We start from the raw sequence: 16,558 nt of genomic DNA on the forward strand, positions 1-16,558 counted from the left end.
TCCTCTTGCTTGGTCGACAATCGCGCCTTTGCGCTCGCCAAAGAGCGGCAGGTTTATCGCGTCGGCAAGGTTCCTGGCCTGCGCGACTAGGAGATGAAATGACTGAGGAACGCGTCGAGCGTGTACTGGCTGAAGTTCACGACGAATTCGGCATGATCCGGGTCCTGGAAGTGGCCGATTACCGGTTTCTCGAATTCGGCGAGGCCATCGAGCAAAGCTGTGTGTTCACCGCCGATCCCAGCTGGCTGGAGTACGACTACACCCGGGCGATGCTGATTGGTGCGCTGTGCCATGACGCACCGGAGAGCGCGCTGTTTCTCGGGCTCGGTGCCGGTACCCTGACCCAGGCGTGCTTGAAGTTCCTCCCCCTGGAGGATGTCGAGGCCATCGAGCTGCGCCCGGAAGTGCCACGCCTGGCCATCGAGTACCTGGGGCTGGACGACGATCCGCGCCTTTATATAAGGATTGGTGATGCCCTGGAGTTGCTGGACAGCGCCGAGTCGGCCGACCTGATCTTCGTCGACCTGTACACCGATGTGGGGCCGGGGGTCGGGCACCTGGCCTGGGGGTTCCTGGAAAACTGCCAGAAACGCCTCAATCCAGGAGGCTGGCTGGTGATCAACCAGTGGGCTACCGATGACGGCAAGCCCCTGGGCGCCGCGCTGCTGCGAGGGCTCTATCACCGGCACTACTGGGAACTGCCGGTCAAGGAGGGCAACGTGATCCTGATCGTGCCAGCCGACCTTGACCAGGAACTGGACACGCCGGGCCTGGTTGCCAGGGGCGAGGCCCTGGCGCCGCGCCTGGGCTACTCGCTGCAATCGCTGATCAAGGACATTCGTCCCGCCACCTGAGGGCGTCCCCGGCTGACAGCGCAAGAATGCTGTCAGCCGGGCTTCAGCAGCCCTTGAACACCCCGGGACGTTTCTCCAGCATCGCTCGTACACCCTCCTTGGCGTCCTCGCTGTTCATCAGCTCGTGCACCAGCGATGGCAAGGCCTGGGCGGCTGCGGTTTCTCCTTCCAGGCGGGCCTGGCGTGCCGACATCAGCGTGGCCTGGACGCCCAGTGGCGCCTGCCGGGCAATCCGTTGTGCCAGTTCGATGGCCCGTGGCAACAGGTCCTCGCTGGCCATGACTTCTTGTACCAGCCCCAGGCGCAGGGCCTCGTGGGCGTCGAATTCATCTCCGGTCAACAGCCAGCGCATGGCGTTGCCCCAGCCTGCCAGTTGTTGCAGGCGCAGGGTGGCGCCACCGAAGGGGAGGATCCCTCGTTGCACTTCCATCTGGGCGAAACGGGTGTTGCTGGCGCACAGGTTGATATCGGCGGCCAGCATCAGCTCGATGCCGATGGTCAGGCAGTAGCCCTGAACGGCGGTGATCACCGGCTTGCTTACCCGTGGCCCGGCGAACACGCCCCAGGGGTCGCAGCCGCCGGGCGGGACCTGCCAGCCCTGGGCCATGGTGGCAGCCACGTTGACCAGGTCCAGGCCGGCGGTGAAATGCTCGCCATGGCCGAATACCACGGCGACCCGTGCCTGGTCATCGGCTTCGAACTCGCCGTAGGCCAGGCTCAGTTGGTCGAGCAACTCCAGGTCGAAGGCATTGCGCTTGGCGACCCGGTCCAGGCCGATAAGCCACAGATGGCCACGTTGTTCACGGGTGACACGGCTGGCACGGGGCTGATTCATGGACGCTGTCCTTGGGAAGGGAAGGGGCGGTTTGCCGGGTTGGTTTCGAGCATCAAGGTGAACCGTTTAAGCTGCAGGGCCCGATACGCCCGGGCTAGAGCAAAGTAACCTGCCGTCCAGGCCTGCGCAAAGCCCATGGAAATTGGGCGTTCAGCGGATTTTTCCGACAAAAAAAACTCCCATTTTTTAGTAATTCCGGTATAGTGCGCGCCGGCCTTTAGCAGGGCCTCGTTTAGGTGACGCAATTCCCCGAAGTCAGCTTCGGCTGCTTGTCCGCTGCGCGGACTATCCTTGACGTTCATTTCTTTCAATCGTTTTCGCAAATCCCCGCCGACAAAGCTGCCAGGGTGACTCTCGAGTCTTACACGGCATGCGCAGCTTTGGAGCATGGGTCTTTGCGGATGCACTTAGAGGCAGACCCATGACCCAGGAAATCGGCGGCTTCGCCGCTCTTGAACTTCATCCCAGTATTGTTGCAGCGGTAGTCGCCACCGGCTACGAAGAGCCTTCGGCCATTCAGCAGCAATCGATCCCGATCATCCTCGCCGGTCACGATATGATTGGCCAGGCGCAAACCGGTACCGGTAAGACCGCTGCCTTTGCCCTGCCTATCCTGCACCGCATCGATCCGTCCAAGCGCGAGCCGCAAGCTCTGATCCTGGCCCCAACCCGTGAGTTGGCGCTACAAGTAGCAACCGCCTTTGAAACCTACGCCAAGCAAATGCCGGGCGTGACTGTTGTGGCCGTCTACGGCGGTGCGCCGATGGGCCCACAACTCAAGGCAATCCGTAATGGCGCACAGATCGTTGTCGCCACCCCGGGCCGTCTGTGCGACCACCTGCGTCGTGACGAAAAGGTCCTGGCCACCGTGAACCACCTGGTTCTGGACGAAGCCGACGAAATGCTCAAGCTGGGCTTCATGGATGACCTGGAAGTGATCTTCAAGGCCATGCCCGAGTCCCGCCAGACCGTGCTGTTCTCGGCCACTCTGCCGCAGTCGATCCGTGCGATCGCCGAGCGTCACCTGAAGGACCCGAAACACGTCAAGATCCAGAGCAAGACCCAGACCGTCACCGCGATCGAGCAGGCTCACCTGCTGGTCCATGCCGACCAGAAGACCGGTGCTGTCCTGAGCTTGCTGGAAGTCGAGGACTTCGACGCCCTGATCATGTTCGTGCGCACCAAGCAAGCGACCCTGGACCTGGCCAGCGCCCTGGAAGCCAAAGGCTACAAGGCTGCCGCGCTGAATGGCGATATCGCCCAGAACCAGCGTGAGCGTGTGATCGACTCCCTCAAGGATGGTCGCCTGGATATCGTGGTGGCTACCGATGTCGCCGCTCGTGGCCTGGACGTACCGCGTATCACCCACGTGTTCAACGTGGACATGCCTTACGATCCTGAGTCCTACGTACACCGTATCGGCCGTACTGGCCGTGCCGGTCGCGAAGGCCGTGCCCTGCTGCTGGTGACTCCGCGTGAGCGTCGCATGCTGCAGGTAATCGAGCGTGTAACCGGGCAGAAAGTGGCAGAAGTTCGCCTGCCGGATGCCCAGGCCGTGCTCGATGCTCGCATCAAGAAGCTGACCAACAGCCTGGCCCCGCTGGTGGCTGACGCCGAAGCGAGCCATGGCGACTTGCTGGACCGCCTGACTGCCGACATCGGTTGCAGTCCGCGCGCCCTGGCTGCGGCCCTGCTGCGCAAGGCCACCAATGGTCAGGCGCTGGACCTGGCGACCATCGAGAAAGAGCGTCCACTGGTGCCTAACAACGCCCCGCGTGGCGAACGTTCCGAGCGTTACGGCGACCGTCCCGATCGCGCAGATCGTGGTGACCGTGGCGATCGTGAGCGTCGCGCACCGGCCCCGCTGGCCGAAGGTCGTGCTCGTTGCCGTACCGCGCTGGGCGCGCGTGACGGGATTGCTGCCAAGAACCTCCTGGGGGCGATCCTCAACGAAGGTGGCCTGGCTCGTGAAGCCATCGGCCGTATCCAGGTGCGTGACAGCTTCAGCCTGGTCGAGCTGCCGGAAGATGGCCTGGACCGTCTGCTGGCCAAGCTCAAGGACACTCGCGTTGCCGGCAAGCAGCTCAAGCTGCGTCGCTACCGCGAGGATTGATCTGCCCTCTGGGTTGATCGATCGAGCATGAAAAATCCCCGGCGGGTCCGGGGATTTTTTTTGCCTGCGATTTGCCCGGGCCTCAGCCGAAGCGGTAGATGTCCATGCCCAGCGCGCCCAGGGTGAATCCCTGGTGGGCGAGGTTGAAGGCGCCCCCGGCACCCCGGGCGAAATACAGCGGCAGCAAGTGTTCGTCGCTGGGGTGGCTGCGAACGGCGTGGGGCGCTTGCTGCCGGTAGTCATGCAGTGCTGCCTGGTCATCGCCGGTCAGTTTTTCGATCATCCAGTCGCGAAAGGCCTTGGCCCACGGGGTGACGCTTTCAGGGCCGGCCTGCCAGTCCAGTTCCCGCAGGTTGTGGGTGATGCTGCCGGAGCCGATCAGCAGCACGCCCTGTTCGCGCAGGCTGGCCAGGGCGCGGCCGATGCGAGTCTGTAGCGCCGGACCCTGGCGACTGGGCAGGGACAGCTGGACCACCGGGATGTCCGCTTGCGGGTACATCAGCGACAGCGGCACCCAGGTGCCATGATCGAAAGGGCGCCGGGCGTCGAGTGTGGCTGCCAGGCCGCTGGCCTGGAGCAACTGCACCACCTGTGCCGCCAGCTCCGGGTCTCCCGGGGCCGGGTACTGCACGGCGAACAGGGCGGCGGGAAATCCTCCGAAGTCATGCCAGGTCTCGGGATGCGGATGGGCGCTGACTCGCAGGTCCGGGCTTTCCCAGTGAGCCGACACCACCAGAATCGCTCGGGGTCTAGGCAGTTGCGCCGCCAGGCTTGACAGGGCGGGGCCACTCTCGCCGGGTTCCAGCGCCAGCATGGGGGACCCATGGGAAATGAACAGGCTGGGGAGCATGAAAAAGGTCCTGAAGGTTAAGATGCGCCATCTTCAATCAGATCATTGATCTAAATCTAATATAAGTTTTAGGGCTTTTTGATCGAATTCCAAGGACATTCCATGCAAGCAGACTTTTGGCACAAGCGCTGGGAACGCGACCAGATCGGCTTTCACCTGGCAGAGGTCAACCCCTATTTGCAGCAGTACTGGCCGGACCTTGGTCTGGAGGAACAAAGTCGGGTGCTGGTGCCACTGTGTGGCAAGAGCCTGGACCTGGCCTGGCTTGCCGCCCGTGGGCACCGGGTGCTGGGGGTCGAGCTTTCGGATAAGGCCGTGGAGGATTTTTTCCGCGAGCACGCGTCGCAGCCAGAGGTCCGCCAGCAAGGCGTGTTCAAGGTCTACACCCTGGGTTCGATCCAGCTCTGGTGTGGGGATTTTTTTGCCTTGACTGCCGAGGACGTTGCCGATTGCACGGCCTTGTATGACCGCGCGGCGATGATCGCCTTGCCTCGGGAGATGCGCCAACGCTACGTCGCCCACCTCAATGGCCTGTTGCCAGTCGGCAGCCGCGGACTGCTGATCACCATGGACTACGATCAGGCCCAGCTGGATGGGCCCCCCTTCGCCGTGCTGGACGATGAAGTTCGCCAGGGCCTGGAAGGCAACTGGCAGTTGCAGGTGCAAACCGAGCGCGACATCCTGGGTGAAAGCTGGAAGTTTCTCCAGGGCGGGGTCACCCGGCTCGTGGAGCGGGTCTATCGCCTGGAGAAGCAGGGCGCACGCTGAGTTTCCAGGCCCATGCAAAAGGGCGACTCGCGTCGCCCTTTTGGGTGTTGCCGTCGTGCGGATCAGCCGCGACGGCGCAGGGCGTCGATGCGGTCTTCCAGTGGCGGGTGGCTCAGGAACATCCGGGCCAGGCCCTGCTTGATGCCGCCGTTGATGCCGAAGGCATTCAAGGTATCGGGCATGTGCACTGGCAGGCCCTGTTCCGAGCGCAGGCGTTGCAAGGCACCGATCATCGCGTTGGTCCCGGCCAGGCGGGCGCCGGCTTCGTCGGCACGGTATTCGCGCTTGCGCGAGAACCACATGACGATGGCGCTGGCGAGGATGCCCAGTACCAGTTCGGCGAAGATGGTCGCCACGTAGTAGGCAATACCCTGGCCTTCTTCGTTCTTGAAGATCACCTTGTCGACGAAGTTGCCGATGATCCGCGCGAAGAACATCACGAAGGTGTTCACCACGCCCTGGATCAGGGCCAGGGTCACCATGTCGCCATTGGCGACGTGACCGATCTCGTGGGCCAGCACCGCCTTGACTTCATCGGGCGAGAACCGTTCCAGCAGGCCCTGGCTGACCGCCACCAGGGCGTCGTTCTTGTTCCAGCCGGTAGCGAAGGCGTTGGCCTCGTAGGCCGGGAAAATCCCCACTTCGGGCATCTTGATGCCGGCTTCGCGGGACAGTTGTTCAACGGTCTGCAGCAACCATTGCTCATGGCGGGTACGCGGCTGGGTAATGATCTGCGTGCTGGTGCTCATCTTCGCCATCCACTTGGAGATGAACAGCGAGAACAGCGAGCCGGCAAAACCAAAGACCGCACAGAAAATCAGCAGCTGATTGAGGTTCAGATCAACCCCGTTGGCCGCCATGAACCCGTTGAAGCCGAAAAGGCTCAGGGTAATGCTGGCAATCAGCACGACCGCAAGGTTAGTGGCCAAAAACAGCAGGATTCGCATCATGGTTGTAGAAATCTCCTCAAGCTAAAGATGTAGCGTTCCGCGGGGTATATAAGGCGCGGCAACCACCTATTCAACACGGCTTCTATTTCAAACTGTGTCGCATGGGGCGGGCATGACAGGGGTATTGCAGGCTCATGACCCGTCGCCACGGACGACCGTCGCCCGGTTGCGGCGCAGACGCTGTGACAGTGGGCGCGACGGAAAGTGCAAGCTTAGTAGAAGGGGAGCGGGGAAGGTCAGTGAAGATGTGTTGCTGAATTAATCGCCGTGCGATCCGCGACAGATCGCACGGCGTTCATTGGCTTACTGACGGTAGGACTTGAGGAAGCCACCGATCCGGCCAATGGCCTGTTCCAGGTCGTCCACCCGTGGCAGGGTCACCACGCGGAAGTGGTCCGGCCATGGCCAATTGAAGGCGGTGCCTTGCACGACCAGGAGTTTTTCCGAGAGCAGCAGGTCAAGGACGAACTTCTCGTCGTTGTGGATTGGGCAGACCTTCGGATCGATCCGTGGAAAGGCATACAGCGCGCCCATGGGCTTGACGCAGCTCACGCCGGGAATGTCGTTGAGCAACTCCCAGGTGCGGTTTCGTTGTTCCAGCAGGCGGCCAGGTGGCAGAACCAGGTCGTTGATGCTCTGGTAGCCACCCAGGGCGGTCTGGATCGCATGCTGGCTGGGCACGTTGGCGCACAAGCGCATGTTGGCCAGCATGTCGATGCCTTCGATGTAGCTCAGGGCGTGCTGCTTGGGACCGGAGATGGCCACCCAGCCAGAGCGGAAACCGGCCACGCGATAGGACTTGGACAGGCCGTTGAAGGTCAGGCACAGCAGGTCCGGGGCCAGGGAGGCGGTGCAGATGTGCACGGCGTCATCGTAGAGAATCTTGTCGTAGATCTCGTCCGAGAACACCACTAGATTGTGCTGGCGAGCCAGTTCCAGCATGCCCAGCAGCACTTCCCGGGGGTACACCGCGCCGGTGGGGTTGTTCGGGTTGATGATCACCAGGGCTTTGGTGTTCGGGGTGATCTTGGCCTTGATGTCGGCAAGATCGGGCCACCAGTTGGCCTGTTCATCGCACAGGTAATGCACCGGGTTGCCGCCGGCCAGGCTGACCGCTGCGGTCCACAATGGATAGTCGGGGGCCGGGACCAGCACTTCGTCGCCGTTGTTGAGCAGGGCCTGCATGGCCATCACGATCAGTTCGGAAACACCGTTGCCCAGGTAGATGTCCTCGATGCCGATGCCTTCCACCTGCTTCTGCTGGTAGTACTGCATCACCGCCTTGCGCGCGCTGAACAGGCCCTTGGAGTCACTGTAGCCCTGGGCGGTCGGCAGGTTGCGGATCACATCCTGGAGAATCTCGTCCGGCGCTTCGAAACCAAAGGGCGCCGGGTTGCCGATGTTCAGCTTGAGGATGCGATGGCCTTCCTCTTCCAGGCGCTTGGCGTGCTTGAGCACCGGGCCGCGAATGTCATAACAGACGTTGGCGAGCTTGTTCGATTTGCTGACCTGCATGGCGATGTGTTCCCGAAAATGAACGATCCAGGCGGAGGATGAACTACCGTACTGGGAATCCTGCCGTGTTACACCGGGCTGTAGCCCGCACCGGCTGCGGCAAAATCCGTTTGAATGGGTGTAGCGCGGCTGCCAGACTGGCGTCTGACGAGGCGCAATCATACGTGCCGCCCGATCCGTGGAAAAGATACAGATCGGGCTTTTTCCGTTGCAGAGGAAGGACCATGGAAAAGCTGGAAAAAACCCTGGAAGAATGGCGGGCGATGCTCGATCCGGAGCAGTACAACGTCTGTCGGCTCAAGGGCACCGAACGCCCCTTCTCGGGCGAGTACAACGGCACCAAGACCGACGGGGTGTATCACTGTGTCTGCTGTGGCGAAGCGCTGTTCGACTCCAGGGCCAAGTTCGATTCGGGTTGTGGCTGGCCGAGCTTCTACGAGCCCATCGCTGACAGCGCCATGATCGAGATCCGCGACCTGAGCCACGGCATGATCCGTACCGAAGTGGTCTGCGCCAAGTGCGATGCCCACCTGGGCCATGTGTTCCCGGACGGCCCGCCGCCCACCGGCCTTCGCTACTGCATCAATTCCGTCTGCCTGGACCTGGTGGCACGCTAGGCGAAAGGTGTAGGAGCGAGGCTTGCCCGTGATGGAGCGCTGCGTTTATCCAGTCAGTACGCGCTACCGTTTACAAGCATCGCGAGCAAGCTTCGCTCCTACAGGGATCACCTTGCTTAACTGACTGGCATTAAGCTCAATGGAGCCCTTTTTTCGTGAATTAAATTGCATGCAATTTAATTGAGTACTATTTTTATCCGTTCCTGACCTCGAGTGGAGTTGCCGCCATGACTGACGCGTTGCTGACTATTCCCTGCACCACCATCAAGGGCGAACAGAAGACCCTGGCGGATTTCGCCGGCAAGGCCGTGCTGGTGGTCAATACGGCCAGCAAGTGTGGCTTCACGCCCCAGTACAAGGGGCTCGAGCAGCTGTGGCAGGCCTACAAGGACCGAGGCCTGGTGATCCTGGGCTTTCCGTGCAACCAGTTCGGTCAGCAGGAGCCGGGTAACGAAGGGGCAATCTCGGAGTTCTGCGAACTCAACTATGGCGTGAGTTTCCCGCTGTTCAAGAAGATCGAGGTCAACGGCGCCGGGGCCCATCCGTTGTTCGTCCAATTGAAGAAGCGTGCCCCCGGGGTCCTGGGCTCCCAGGGCATCAAGTGGAACTTCACCAAGTTCCTGATCGGCCAGGACGGCAAGCTGGTCAAGCGCTTTGCCCCGACCACCAAACCCAAGGACCTGGTCGGCGAGATCGAAGCCCTGCTCAAATGAACGACCAGCCTGGCGTATCACTGCAGCTCGACAGTCAGTTGTGCTTCAAGCTCTATGCCGCTTCGCGGGCAGTGGTGCGTGGCTACAAGCCGATGCTCGATCGCCTGGGCCTGACCTATCCGCAGTACCTGGCGATGCTGGTGTTGTGGGAGTGGCATGCGGCGCCGCCGTCCTTGCCGACGGTGAAGGCCTTGGGAGAGCGCCTGGCACTGGACTCCGGCACCTTGACGCCATTGCTCAAGCGCCTGGAGCAGTTGCACCTGGTGCAGCGTCGGCGGTCGGGGCGCGATGAGCGCGAAGTGCACCTGAGCCTGAGTGACACGGGGCTGGCCCTGCGCGAGCAGGTCGCGCCGCTCAAGGCGGCACTGTTGTGCGAGAGCGGGATCGACCTCGACAGCCTGGGCCCACTGCGCGACAGCCTCGACCAATTGCTGCAGCAGATCAGAGCTTTGTCGTAGTCGGCACCCACAGGTCCAGTAGGGCGATCAGCTCTTCGCGACGAAACGGCTTGGCCAGGTAGTCGCTCATGCCCGCGGCCCGGCAGCGCTCACGTTCCTCGGGCATGGCGTTGGCGGTCAAGGCGATGATGGGCAGGTCGGGCCAGCGCCCGCTGCGGCGAATCTGCCGGCTGGCCTCATAGCCGTCCATGACCGGCATGTTGCAGTCCATCAGGATCAGATCGAAGCTGCTGTGCTCCAGCTGATTCAGGGCCTCGGCCCCATGGACGGCCACGGTCACGGCGCACCCCAGCTTGCTCAGCATGCCCTTGGCCACGAGTTGGTTCACTGGGTTGTCTTCCACCAGCAGAATGTTCGCCCGGCGGATCTGCACCGGCATCTGTAGCTGTTCATCGTTGAGGGTAATGGGTTCGCTCTGCAGCGAACGGCGCAGCGTCTGGTACAGGGCATTGCGCGCCAGGGGCCGGGCCTGCTGCTGCAGCGGCGCCAGGGCGCTGGCCTCTTCGCTGGGCAGGAAGCTGCCGTAGGCGGTCACCAGCAGGATCGGGGCGCTGATGGCCGGACGCAGGCCGAACAGGCATTCCGGGCAGTCGGTGATCAGCAGGTCGGGATTGAGTCCGGCTAATGAATCCTCGATGTCGCAGCGCTGGTAGCTCAGGCCCCAGGCCGGCAACAGGCTCGACAGCAGCTCGGCCAGGCCGCTGCCGGTGTCGGTGATGGCGATGATCTTGCCGGATAGCCTCGGTGGTGGTGCGGCCGGAGTGTGGCAGGGCAGCGGCAGGTCGGCGCAGAACTGGCTGCCAAAGCCGACTTCGGAACTGATGCTCAGGCGGCCGTTCATGGCTTCGCAGAGGTTGTAGGTCAATGCCAGGCCCAATCCGGTGCCGCCGTACTGGCGAGTGATCCCCGCGCCGGCCTGGGTATAGGGCTGGAAGATCTTGACCTGGGCTTCCTGGGCGATGCCGATGCCGGTATCGCAGATCTCGATGCGCACCCCGTCGGCCTGGGTCCTCAAGCGCACATCGACTCGGCCGAAGCGGGTGAACTTGAGCGCGTTGGACAGCAGGTTGCTGACGATCTGCCGGACCCGGGTCGGGTCGCCCAGCACCAGGGCCGGGAAGTCCGGGGCAATCAGGCAGGTGAGCTCGACGCTGGCGGCAGCATTCTGCGACAGCAGGTTGGCGGTGTCTTCCACCAGTACCCCGAGGTCGAAGGGGATGCGCTCGAGTTCCAGTTGCCCGGCGTCGAACTTGGACATATCCAGGATGTCGTTGAGCAGCTCCACCAGCACTTTGCCGGAGTCATGGGCGATGGACAGCTGCTGGCGCTGCTCGGGGTTCAGCGGGCTGTCCAGGGACAGGGCGATCATGCCCAGCAGGCCATTGAGCGGTGTGCGGATCTCGTGGCTCATGTTGGCCAGGAACGCCGCGCGGGCCTGGGCCATGTCCAGGGCCGTGCGTCGAGCGGCTTCCAGCTCCTCGTTGGACTGGCTGAGCCGGGCATTGCTGGCCTTGAGCTCGGTCGTGCGGGCCGACACGATGCTTTCCAGTTGCCCGAGGTATTCGGTCAGGCGGTTCTCGGCGTTGCGCCGTTGCTGGATCTCGGTGGCCATCACCTCGAACTGCTGGTTGGCCACCTTGACCAGTACCCCGACCTCGTCGTTCTCGTGCCCATGGGGAAAGTCCAGCTTGGTCTGCTGCGGGCCACGGGGGTCACGGCTGCTGAGCTCGCGGATCACCTCCACCAGGGGCTTGGTCAGCATCACGTAGAACAGCCCGAGGAGAATCCCGGTCAGGATCAGGCTGCGGACGAAGCCGTTGAGCAGGGTCACCTCGGCGCGCCGCAGGAAACGGCTGCCGAAGGCATAGGTGTCGACATCCAGGTGCAGGGTGCCGAGGGATTCCTCCGGCAGGTGGCTGAGGTACAGGCGGTCCTCGAATTGCCGGTCGGCGCCGAACAGGAAGTCACTGATGGCCCGATAGCGGCTCTGCAGCGGCGGGCGCTCGACGTTGGCCAGCAGGGTATTGTTGTTGTCGATCAGTTGCGCGCGAATGATTGCCGGGGAGCGCAGCAGGCCGAGGGTCAGTTCCTGGGCCAGTTCGGAGTCGATGTTGTAGGCGATACGTGAAGCCGGGTTATGGCTGATTTCCAGCAGCGAGTGGATTTCACGATTGATGGAGGCGTCTTCGCTGGCATAATCGATACCGATTTGCACCAGACTGAGCGCGGTCCCCAGAATGAAACCCACCAACACGGTGAGCCGGGCCTGTTTATAGGACAGGCGGTTGGTGAACTTGATATCCATGGGGGGTTGAACCACTTTCGTTTCCCTTCGCTGCGCAAGCATAGCTGATCATCTTGAATTACCGGCCTGGGCTGGCAGCAGTTGACTGGGCCTGTAGACCCCTTGATCAGGACTGCGTTTCGTCTGTGTGCCGCATCATTACCTTGAACGTGCCTGAGGAAAAGTCGTGGATGCCCGATTGAATGCATTTCTTGAACGCGCCGATGCGGTCCTGGCCCGTCTCGAGCCGCTGTTGCCCACCCCGCGCCAAGCCATCGACTGGAACCAGTGCCTGGCTGCCCGCTGGCAACGTGAAGGTCGCAGCGGCTTCCTGCTGCCCCTGGACGTTAGCCTGGACATGCGCCTGAGCGATTTGATCGGGGTCGACAAGCAGCGTGAGCAACTGGCACGCAACACCCAGCAGTTCCTCGACGGCCTGCCGGCCAACCATGCCTTGCTCTGGGGCTCGCGCGGCACGGGAAAATCTTCCCTGGTCCGGGCTCTGTTGGCCGAGCACGCCAAGGGCGGCCTGCGCCTGATCGAGATCGAGCGCGATCACCTGGCGGACTTGCCACGGGTGGTGGAGCAACTGGTCAAGTTGCCCCAGCGTTTCGTGCTGTTCTGTGACGATCTGTCCTTCGAGTCCGGCGAGGGCGACTACCGGGTGCTCAAGAGCGTGCTCGACGGCTCCCTGGAGCAGGCACCTGAGAATGTGCTGCTGTACGCCACCTCCAACCGCCGGCACCTGGTACCGGAAAAGGAAAGCGACAACGAGAACTGGAAGCGCGTCGACGGCGAGCTGCACCCCAGCGAGGCAGTGGAAGACAAGATTGCCTTGTCGGACCGCTTCGGCCTGTGGTTGTCGTTCTATCCCTTCACTCAGGAACACTTTCTCAACGTGGTCGAGCACTGGATCGGCGAGTTGGCGCGCAAGGCCGGCTTGCAATGGCAGCGCGACGAAGCCCTGGACATCCTGGCGGTGCGCTGGGCCACCGGTCGCGGCAACCGCAATGGTCGTTGCGCTTATCAATTCGCCCGTTACTGGGTGGGCCTGCAGTTGCTGGAGCAAAAAGCATGATCGATCTGAAAAGCACCGGCCAGGGCCTGGACGGTTACGGGCTGTTGTGTGCCCAGCTGGAGTCGCTGCTGGCCGATGAGCGCGATTTCATCGCCAACGCGGCACAGTTCTCGGCCTTCCTGTTCAGCCAGCTCGAGGACCTGAACTGGGCGGGTTTCTACCTCAACCGCAACCAGGAACTGGTGCTTGGCCCGTTCCAGGGGCAGATCGCCTGCGTGCGCATTCCCTTTGGTCGGGGCGTTTGCGGCACCGCAGCAGCGACGCAGCAGACCCAGCGAGTGGAGGATGTGCATGCCTTCGCCGGGCACATCGCCTGCGACAGCGCCTCCAACAGTGAACTGGTGGTACCGCTGGTCAAGGACGGCCAACTGATCGGCGTGCTTGACCTGGATAGCCCGAAGCTGGCGCGCTTTGGCGTCGAGGACCAGGCCGGCATCGAGCGCCTGGCGCAGATATTCCTGGACGCCAGCGACTGCTGAGTCGTCAGCCGGCCAACCCGGCCTTGCCCAGCAAGGCCGCCTGATCCACTGAATCGATCTGCTGCGGCGTGAGGAAGCGTTCGGCGTACTGCTGATAGATCCGCTGTCGAATGAACAGCTCGAACAGCTGCGGATCGATATGGGCGTCCCGGCACATCATGGCCATGATGTTCAGTGCCTCGCTCAGGGTCTTGCCCTTCTTGTAGGGGCGATCCGCAGCGGTGAGGGCCTCGAAGATATCGGCGATGGCCATCATCCTGGCCGGCAGGCTCATCTGCTCGCGCTTGAGCTGGCGCGGATAACCACTGCCGTCCATTTTTTCGTGATGGCCACCGGCGATCTCCGCCACGTTCTGCAAATGGCTGGGGAAGGGCAGGTGCTCGAGCATGATGATGGTCTGCACGATGTGGTGGTTGATCACATAGCGCTCCTCGGCGGTCAGGGTGCCCCGGGGAATGCTCAGGTTGTACAGCTCGCCGCGGTTGTATTTATGGAGCGGCACCTGGAGCTTGAACCCCCAGGGATTGTCCGCGGCCAGAACCTCCGAGCTGTCGCGTTCGAGCAAGTGGTCGGCCCTGTCATCCAGCAGCGGTTCCATGACCGGCAGGCTGGGCACTGGCGTGCGCTCCATGCGCTGGCTCTCGGCCCAGGACACCCCCAGGCGATTGTCCAGGGTACGGCTCCAGGTGCGCAGGGCAATACGCTGCAGACGCTGCTGGTCGGCCTCGGCCATGAACTCCGCCCCCAGGTTGCAGCGGGCGACGAAGGCGAAGTCCTCGTCCAGCTCTTGCAGGCGTGCATCGCGCTCGCTGGCCAGGGGGGCTTCCTTGGAGCCCAGGGCCAGGGCTTTCCAATAGTCGATCCAGGCATCGCGCTTGAGCACTTCGAAGCGGGTACGGACTTCATGGATCCGATCGTTCAGGGTTTCCAGCTTGGTGGCCTTGTCCACCACGTACTCGGGTGTGGTGACCTTGCCGCAGTCGTGCAGCCAGGCGGCCACATGCAGGGCTTCCCAATCATCCTCGCTGGGCTGGTAGTGGGCGAATGCCGGCTCCTGGCTGGCTGCGGCGGCTTCGGCCAGCATCAGCGCCAGCGCCGGCACGCGCTGGCAATGTCCGCCGGTGTAGGGGCTCTTGGCGTCGATGGCGCCTGCCAGCAGCTGGATGAAGGCGTCCAGCAACTGCTTCTGCTTGTCCTGCAGGCGCTGGCTTTCGATGCACAGCGCAGCAGTGGCGGATACCGCCTGGATGAAGGCAATGCGGTCCGGGCTGAGCTTGTCCAGGTCCGCCTCGGTGCCACTGTCCACCAGGAACAGCAGGAGCATGCCCACCGTTTCGTGGTGTCGGTTGCGCAGGCGAATCCCCACCAGATGGGTGCGGGGGCTGTCCAGGACGAGCAGTATCCGCTGCAGGCGGCCTGCCTGTTCGAAGCCCAGGGTGGTGACCACGGTGTCGTGGTCGGCCAGCTGGCGCAGCCAGTCCGGATTGTGCGGGGCGGCCAGGTCCTGGGTGGCAATATCGAACGACGCCAGGTCTTGAGGCTGGCCATCGATGATCAGCCCGTGGGGCTCCAGGCGCGATCCCTTGTTTTCGCTGAGGTAGATCAGACCTGCCTGGGCCTGGGCGATCTTCACGGTTTCGAACAGCACCCGTTGCAGCAGCGGGTCGAAGCGGGTCTGCTCGGACAGGCTGGCATTGATTTCGAAAAAACTGGCCAGGGTGCTTTTCATCCGGGCCATGGACACGCTCAGCTGGTCCACCTCCAGCACTGGCGAGCGACGTGATGCCGGGTAATGGAAGTCGAAGCTGCGGATGGCATCGGCTTCCTGCACCAGGGTGCGCAGCGGGCGGACCAGGATGCGCGAGATCAGCCAGCCCAGGGGCAGGCACAACAGCAAGGTGGTCAGGGTAATCAGTGCACCTTGCCAGCGCAGGCGGTAGGCATCGGCCAGCAACTCATCCTCGGGTACCAGCATGTCCAGTTGCAGCCCGCCGGGACCGCCTTCGGCAATATGGCTGCTGGCCACGATCCAGCTGCGGCCCTGAGCCTGCAAATGGCCATTTACGATCCGGCCTTGCAACAGGGCATCGAGTGCCGGGGTTAGGTCGCTAGCCTTGATCAGGCGCGCGGAGCGTTGCTCCAGCAACAGCCTGTGGCTATCGGGATAGGCCACGACGTTGCCCTGGTCATCCAGCAGGGCAATTTCGGTGGCGGGGGTGACCCGATGCTTGGCCAGGGTCGAGGACAGCTGTTCCAGGGTCAGGTCGGCGGCGATGACTGCCATCTTGCCGCTGCTGCGGGCCAGGGTGGTGCCGACGTTGAGGGTGGAATAGAACACGTAGGGCCGGGTGGTGATCTGGTCGGCATTGCCCCGGGCATTGGCAAACCAGTCGCGGGCCCGCGGGTCGTAGCGTTCGTCGGCGTGTTCCAGGCGCCCGAGCAGTACCAGCCCGGCGTCATAGAACAGGGATTGGGAGCGGACCTTGCCGGTGTCGGCTTCGCGCTCGATGCTCCACACCTCATAGGCGCTGTTCGCCGGTGCCTGGCGCTTGTTCCTGAGTTGGACGTCGCGCAGGGGACGCACCATGAAGAAGTCGCCATTGGCATACCCCAGGTACAGCGAAGCCAGGTCCGGGTTGTCCTGCAATGCCTGGCTGAAGGGCCTGAGCAGGGTCAGGCGTTGCACCAGGTCCGGTGCCTGGGCCTCGGGGCTGCCCGCCAGCAGGCTCAGCAAGTGGCGAATGGGTTCGTAAGTGGATTTGAGGTCGCCGCGCACATCCTGCTCGATGCGCTGGAAGAGCTTTTCGCTGCTGTCCAGGATGATGCGGGTGGTGGCGTGGTAGTTGTAGATGCCCAGTACTATCCCGGTCAGGAGCAGCAGCAGGGTGAACATTGCGCTGATATGGATATGAAGAGGGAAGCGGCGCTGTGCGGGCAAGGGCGTGCTCGGCATTCCATTTCTCTCCAGGGGCGCATCGGGCGGGGCTCAGAAACCAAGCATAGTTAAGGCAGCCGTTCCTGCCTCGGTCTTGCCCGGGGCTAGT

The 16,558-nt window shown here is 62.8% G+C and carries 14 protein-coding genes and 1 pseudogene; 8 read left to right on the forward strand and 7 right to left on the reverse strand.

Annotation, left to right across the window (positions count from 1 at the left end; translation table 11 throughout):
* Nucleotides 1-98 precede the first annotated feature (98 nt).
* Nucleotides 99-854, forward strand: coding sequence for a spermidine synthase (locus LGQ10_RS28680; protein ID WP_226523905.1), 756 nt, complete (start codon nt 99-101; stop codon nt 852-854).
* Between the two features lie 43 nt (nt 855-897).
* Here the strand turns inward: LGQ10_RS28680 and LGQ10_RS28685 are convergent, their stop codons facing one another.
* Both LGQ10_RS28685 and LGQ10_RS28690 read right to left on the reverse strand, forming a co-directional pair.
* A complete protein-coding gene (locus LGQ10_RS28685; RefSeq protein WP_226523906.1) occupies nt 898-1,689 on the reverse strand; it encodes a crotonase/enoyl-CoA hydratase family protein in 792 nt (263 codons plus the stop codon).
* Nucleotides 1,686-1,991 carry a hypothetical protein gene (locus tag LGQ10_RS28690; protein ID WP_226523907.1) on the reverse strand — a complete coding sequence of 102 codons (306 nt, stop codon included), beginning with the start codon at nt 1,989-1,991 and terminating at the stop codon, nt 1,686-1,688. The genes LGQ10_RS28685 and LGQ10_RS28690 overlap by 4 nt, the downstream gene beginning before the upstream one ends.
* An 85-nt stretch (nt 1,992-2,076) precedes the next feature.
* On the opposite strand from LGQ10_RS28690, the pseudogene LGQ10_RS28695 reads away from it, so the two are divergent.
* A pseudogene (locus tag LGQ10_RS28695) lies at nt 2,077-3,802 on the forward strand (DEAD/DEAH box helicase).
* Nucleotides 3,803-3,884: 82 nt separating this feature from the next.
* Here LGQ10_RS28695 and LGQ10_RS28700 read toward each other — a convergent pair.
* Nucleotides 3,885-4,652, reverse strand: a complete 768-nt coding sequence (locus tag LGQ10_RS28700; protein ID WP_226523908.1) for a DODA-type extradiol aromatic ring-opening family dioxygenase — start codon at nt 4,650-4,652, stop codon at nt 3,885-3,887.
* Nucleotides 4,653-4,754: 102 nt separating this feature from the next.
* Here LGQ10_RS28700 and LGQ10_RS28705 point away from each other — a divergent pair, with 102 nt between their 5' ends.
* Nucleotides 4,755-5,420, forward strand: a complete 666-nt coding sequence (locus tag LGQ10_RS28705) for a thiopurine S-methyltransferase (RefSeq protein WP_226523909.1) — start codon at nt 4,755-4,757, stop codon at nt 5,418-5,420.
* Nucleotides 5,421-5,482: 62 nt separating this feature from the next.
* On the opposite strand, the gene htpX is transcribed toward LGQ10_RS28705, so the two are convergent.
* Nucleotides 5,483-6,370, reverse strand: a complete 888-nt coding sequence (gene htpX / locus LGQ10_RS28710) for a protease HtpX (RefSeq protein ID WP_226523910.1) — start codon at nt 6,368-6,370, stop codon at nt 5,483-5,485.
* A 303-nt stretch (nt 6,371-6,673) separates the two neighbouring features.
* Complete coding sequence (locus LGQ10_RS28715; RefSeq protein ID WP_058433423.1) at nt 6,674-7,885, reverse strand: pyridoxal phosphate-dependent aminotransferase; 1,212 nt, start codon at nt 7,883-7,885, stop codon at nt 6,674-6,676.
* A 224-nt stretch (nt 7,886-8,109) separates the two neighbouring features.
* Between LGQ10_RS28715 and msrB the strand changes: the two genes are divergently transcribed.
* The 3 genes from msrB (at nt 8,110) to LGQ10_RS28730 (ending at nt 9,673) form a co-directional block, all read left to right on the forward strand.
* A complete protein-coding gene (gene msrB, locus LGQ10_RS28720) occupies nt 8,110-8,502 on the forward strand; it encodes a peptide-methionine (R)-S-oxide reductase MsrB (RefSeq protein WP_058433422.1) in 393 nt (130 codons plus the stop codon).
* Nucleotides 8,503-8,729: 227 nt separating this feature from the next.
* Entirely contained in the window at nt 8,730-9,215 is a 486-nt protein-coding gene (locus LGQ10_RS28725) for a glutathione peroxidase (RefSeq protein WP_058433421.1), read from the forward strand.
* Nucleotides 9,212-9,673, forward strand: coding sequence for a MarR family winged helix-turn-helix transcriptional regulator (locus tag LGQ10_RS28730; protein WP_058433420.1), 462 nt, complete (start codon nt 9,212-9,214; stop codon nt 9,671-9,673). The genes LGQ10_RS28725 and LGQ10_RS28730 overlap by 4 nt, the downstream gene beginning before the upstream one ends.
* On the opposite strand, the gene LGQ10_RS28735 is transcribed toward LGQ10_RS28730, so the two are convergent.
* Nucleotides 9,657-11,978 carry a response regulator gene (locus LGQ10_RS28735; RefSeq protein ID WP_226523911.1) on the reverse strand — a complete coding sequence of 774 codons (2,322 nt, stop codon included), beginning with the start codon at nt 11,976-11,978 and terminating at the stop codon, nt 9,657-9,659. The two genes, LGQ10_RS28730 and LGQ10_RS28735, sit on opposite strands and share 17 nt — an antisense overlap.
* Before the next feature lie 166 nt (nt 11,979-12,144).
* On the opposite strand from LGQ10_RS28735, the gene LGQ10_RS28740 reads away from it, so the two are divergent.
* Together LGQ10_RS28740 and LGQ10_RS28745 are read left to right on the forward strand one after the other, a co-directional pair.
* The gene (locus tag LGQ10_RS28740; protein WP_058433418.1) at nt 12,145-13,035 is read left to right on the forward strand and encodes an ATP-binding protein; all 891 of its coding nucleotides are present in this window, start codon (nt 12,145-12,147) and stop codon (nt 13,033-13,035) included.
* Nucleotides 13,032-13,514 (forward strand): GAF domain-containing protein, encoded by a 483-nt coding sequence (locus LGQ10_RS28745; protein WP_226523912.1) that lies wholly within the window; start codon nt 13,032-13,034, stop codon nt 13,512-13,514. The genes LGQ10_RS28740 and LGQ10_RS28745 overlap by 4 nt, the downstream gene beginning before the upstream one ends.
* Before the next feature lie 4 nt (nt 13,515-13,518).
* Here LGQ10_RS28745 and LGQ10_RS28750 read toward each other — a convergent pair whose 3' ends face one another.
* Nucleotides 13,519-16,467 (reverse strand): HD domain-containing phosphohydrolase, encoded by a 2,949-nt coding sequence (locus LGQ10_RS28750; RefSeq protein ID WP_226523913.1) that lies wholly within the window; start codon nt 16,465-16,467, stop codon nt 13,519-13,521.
* Nucleotides 16,468-16,558: the final 91 nt, after the last annotated feature.

Source organism: Pseudomonas sp. L5B5 (assembly GCF_020520285.1).
In the GTDB taxonomy this organism is placed as follows: Bacteria; Pseudomonadota; Gammaproteobacteria; order Pseudomonadales; family Pseudomonadaceae; genus Aquipseudomonas.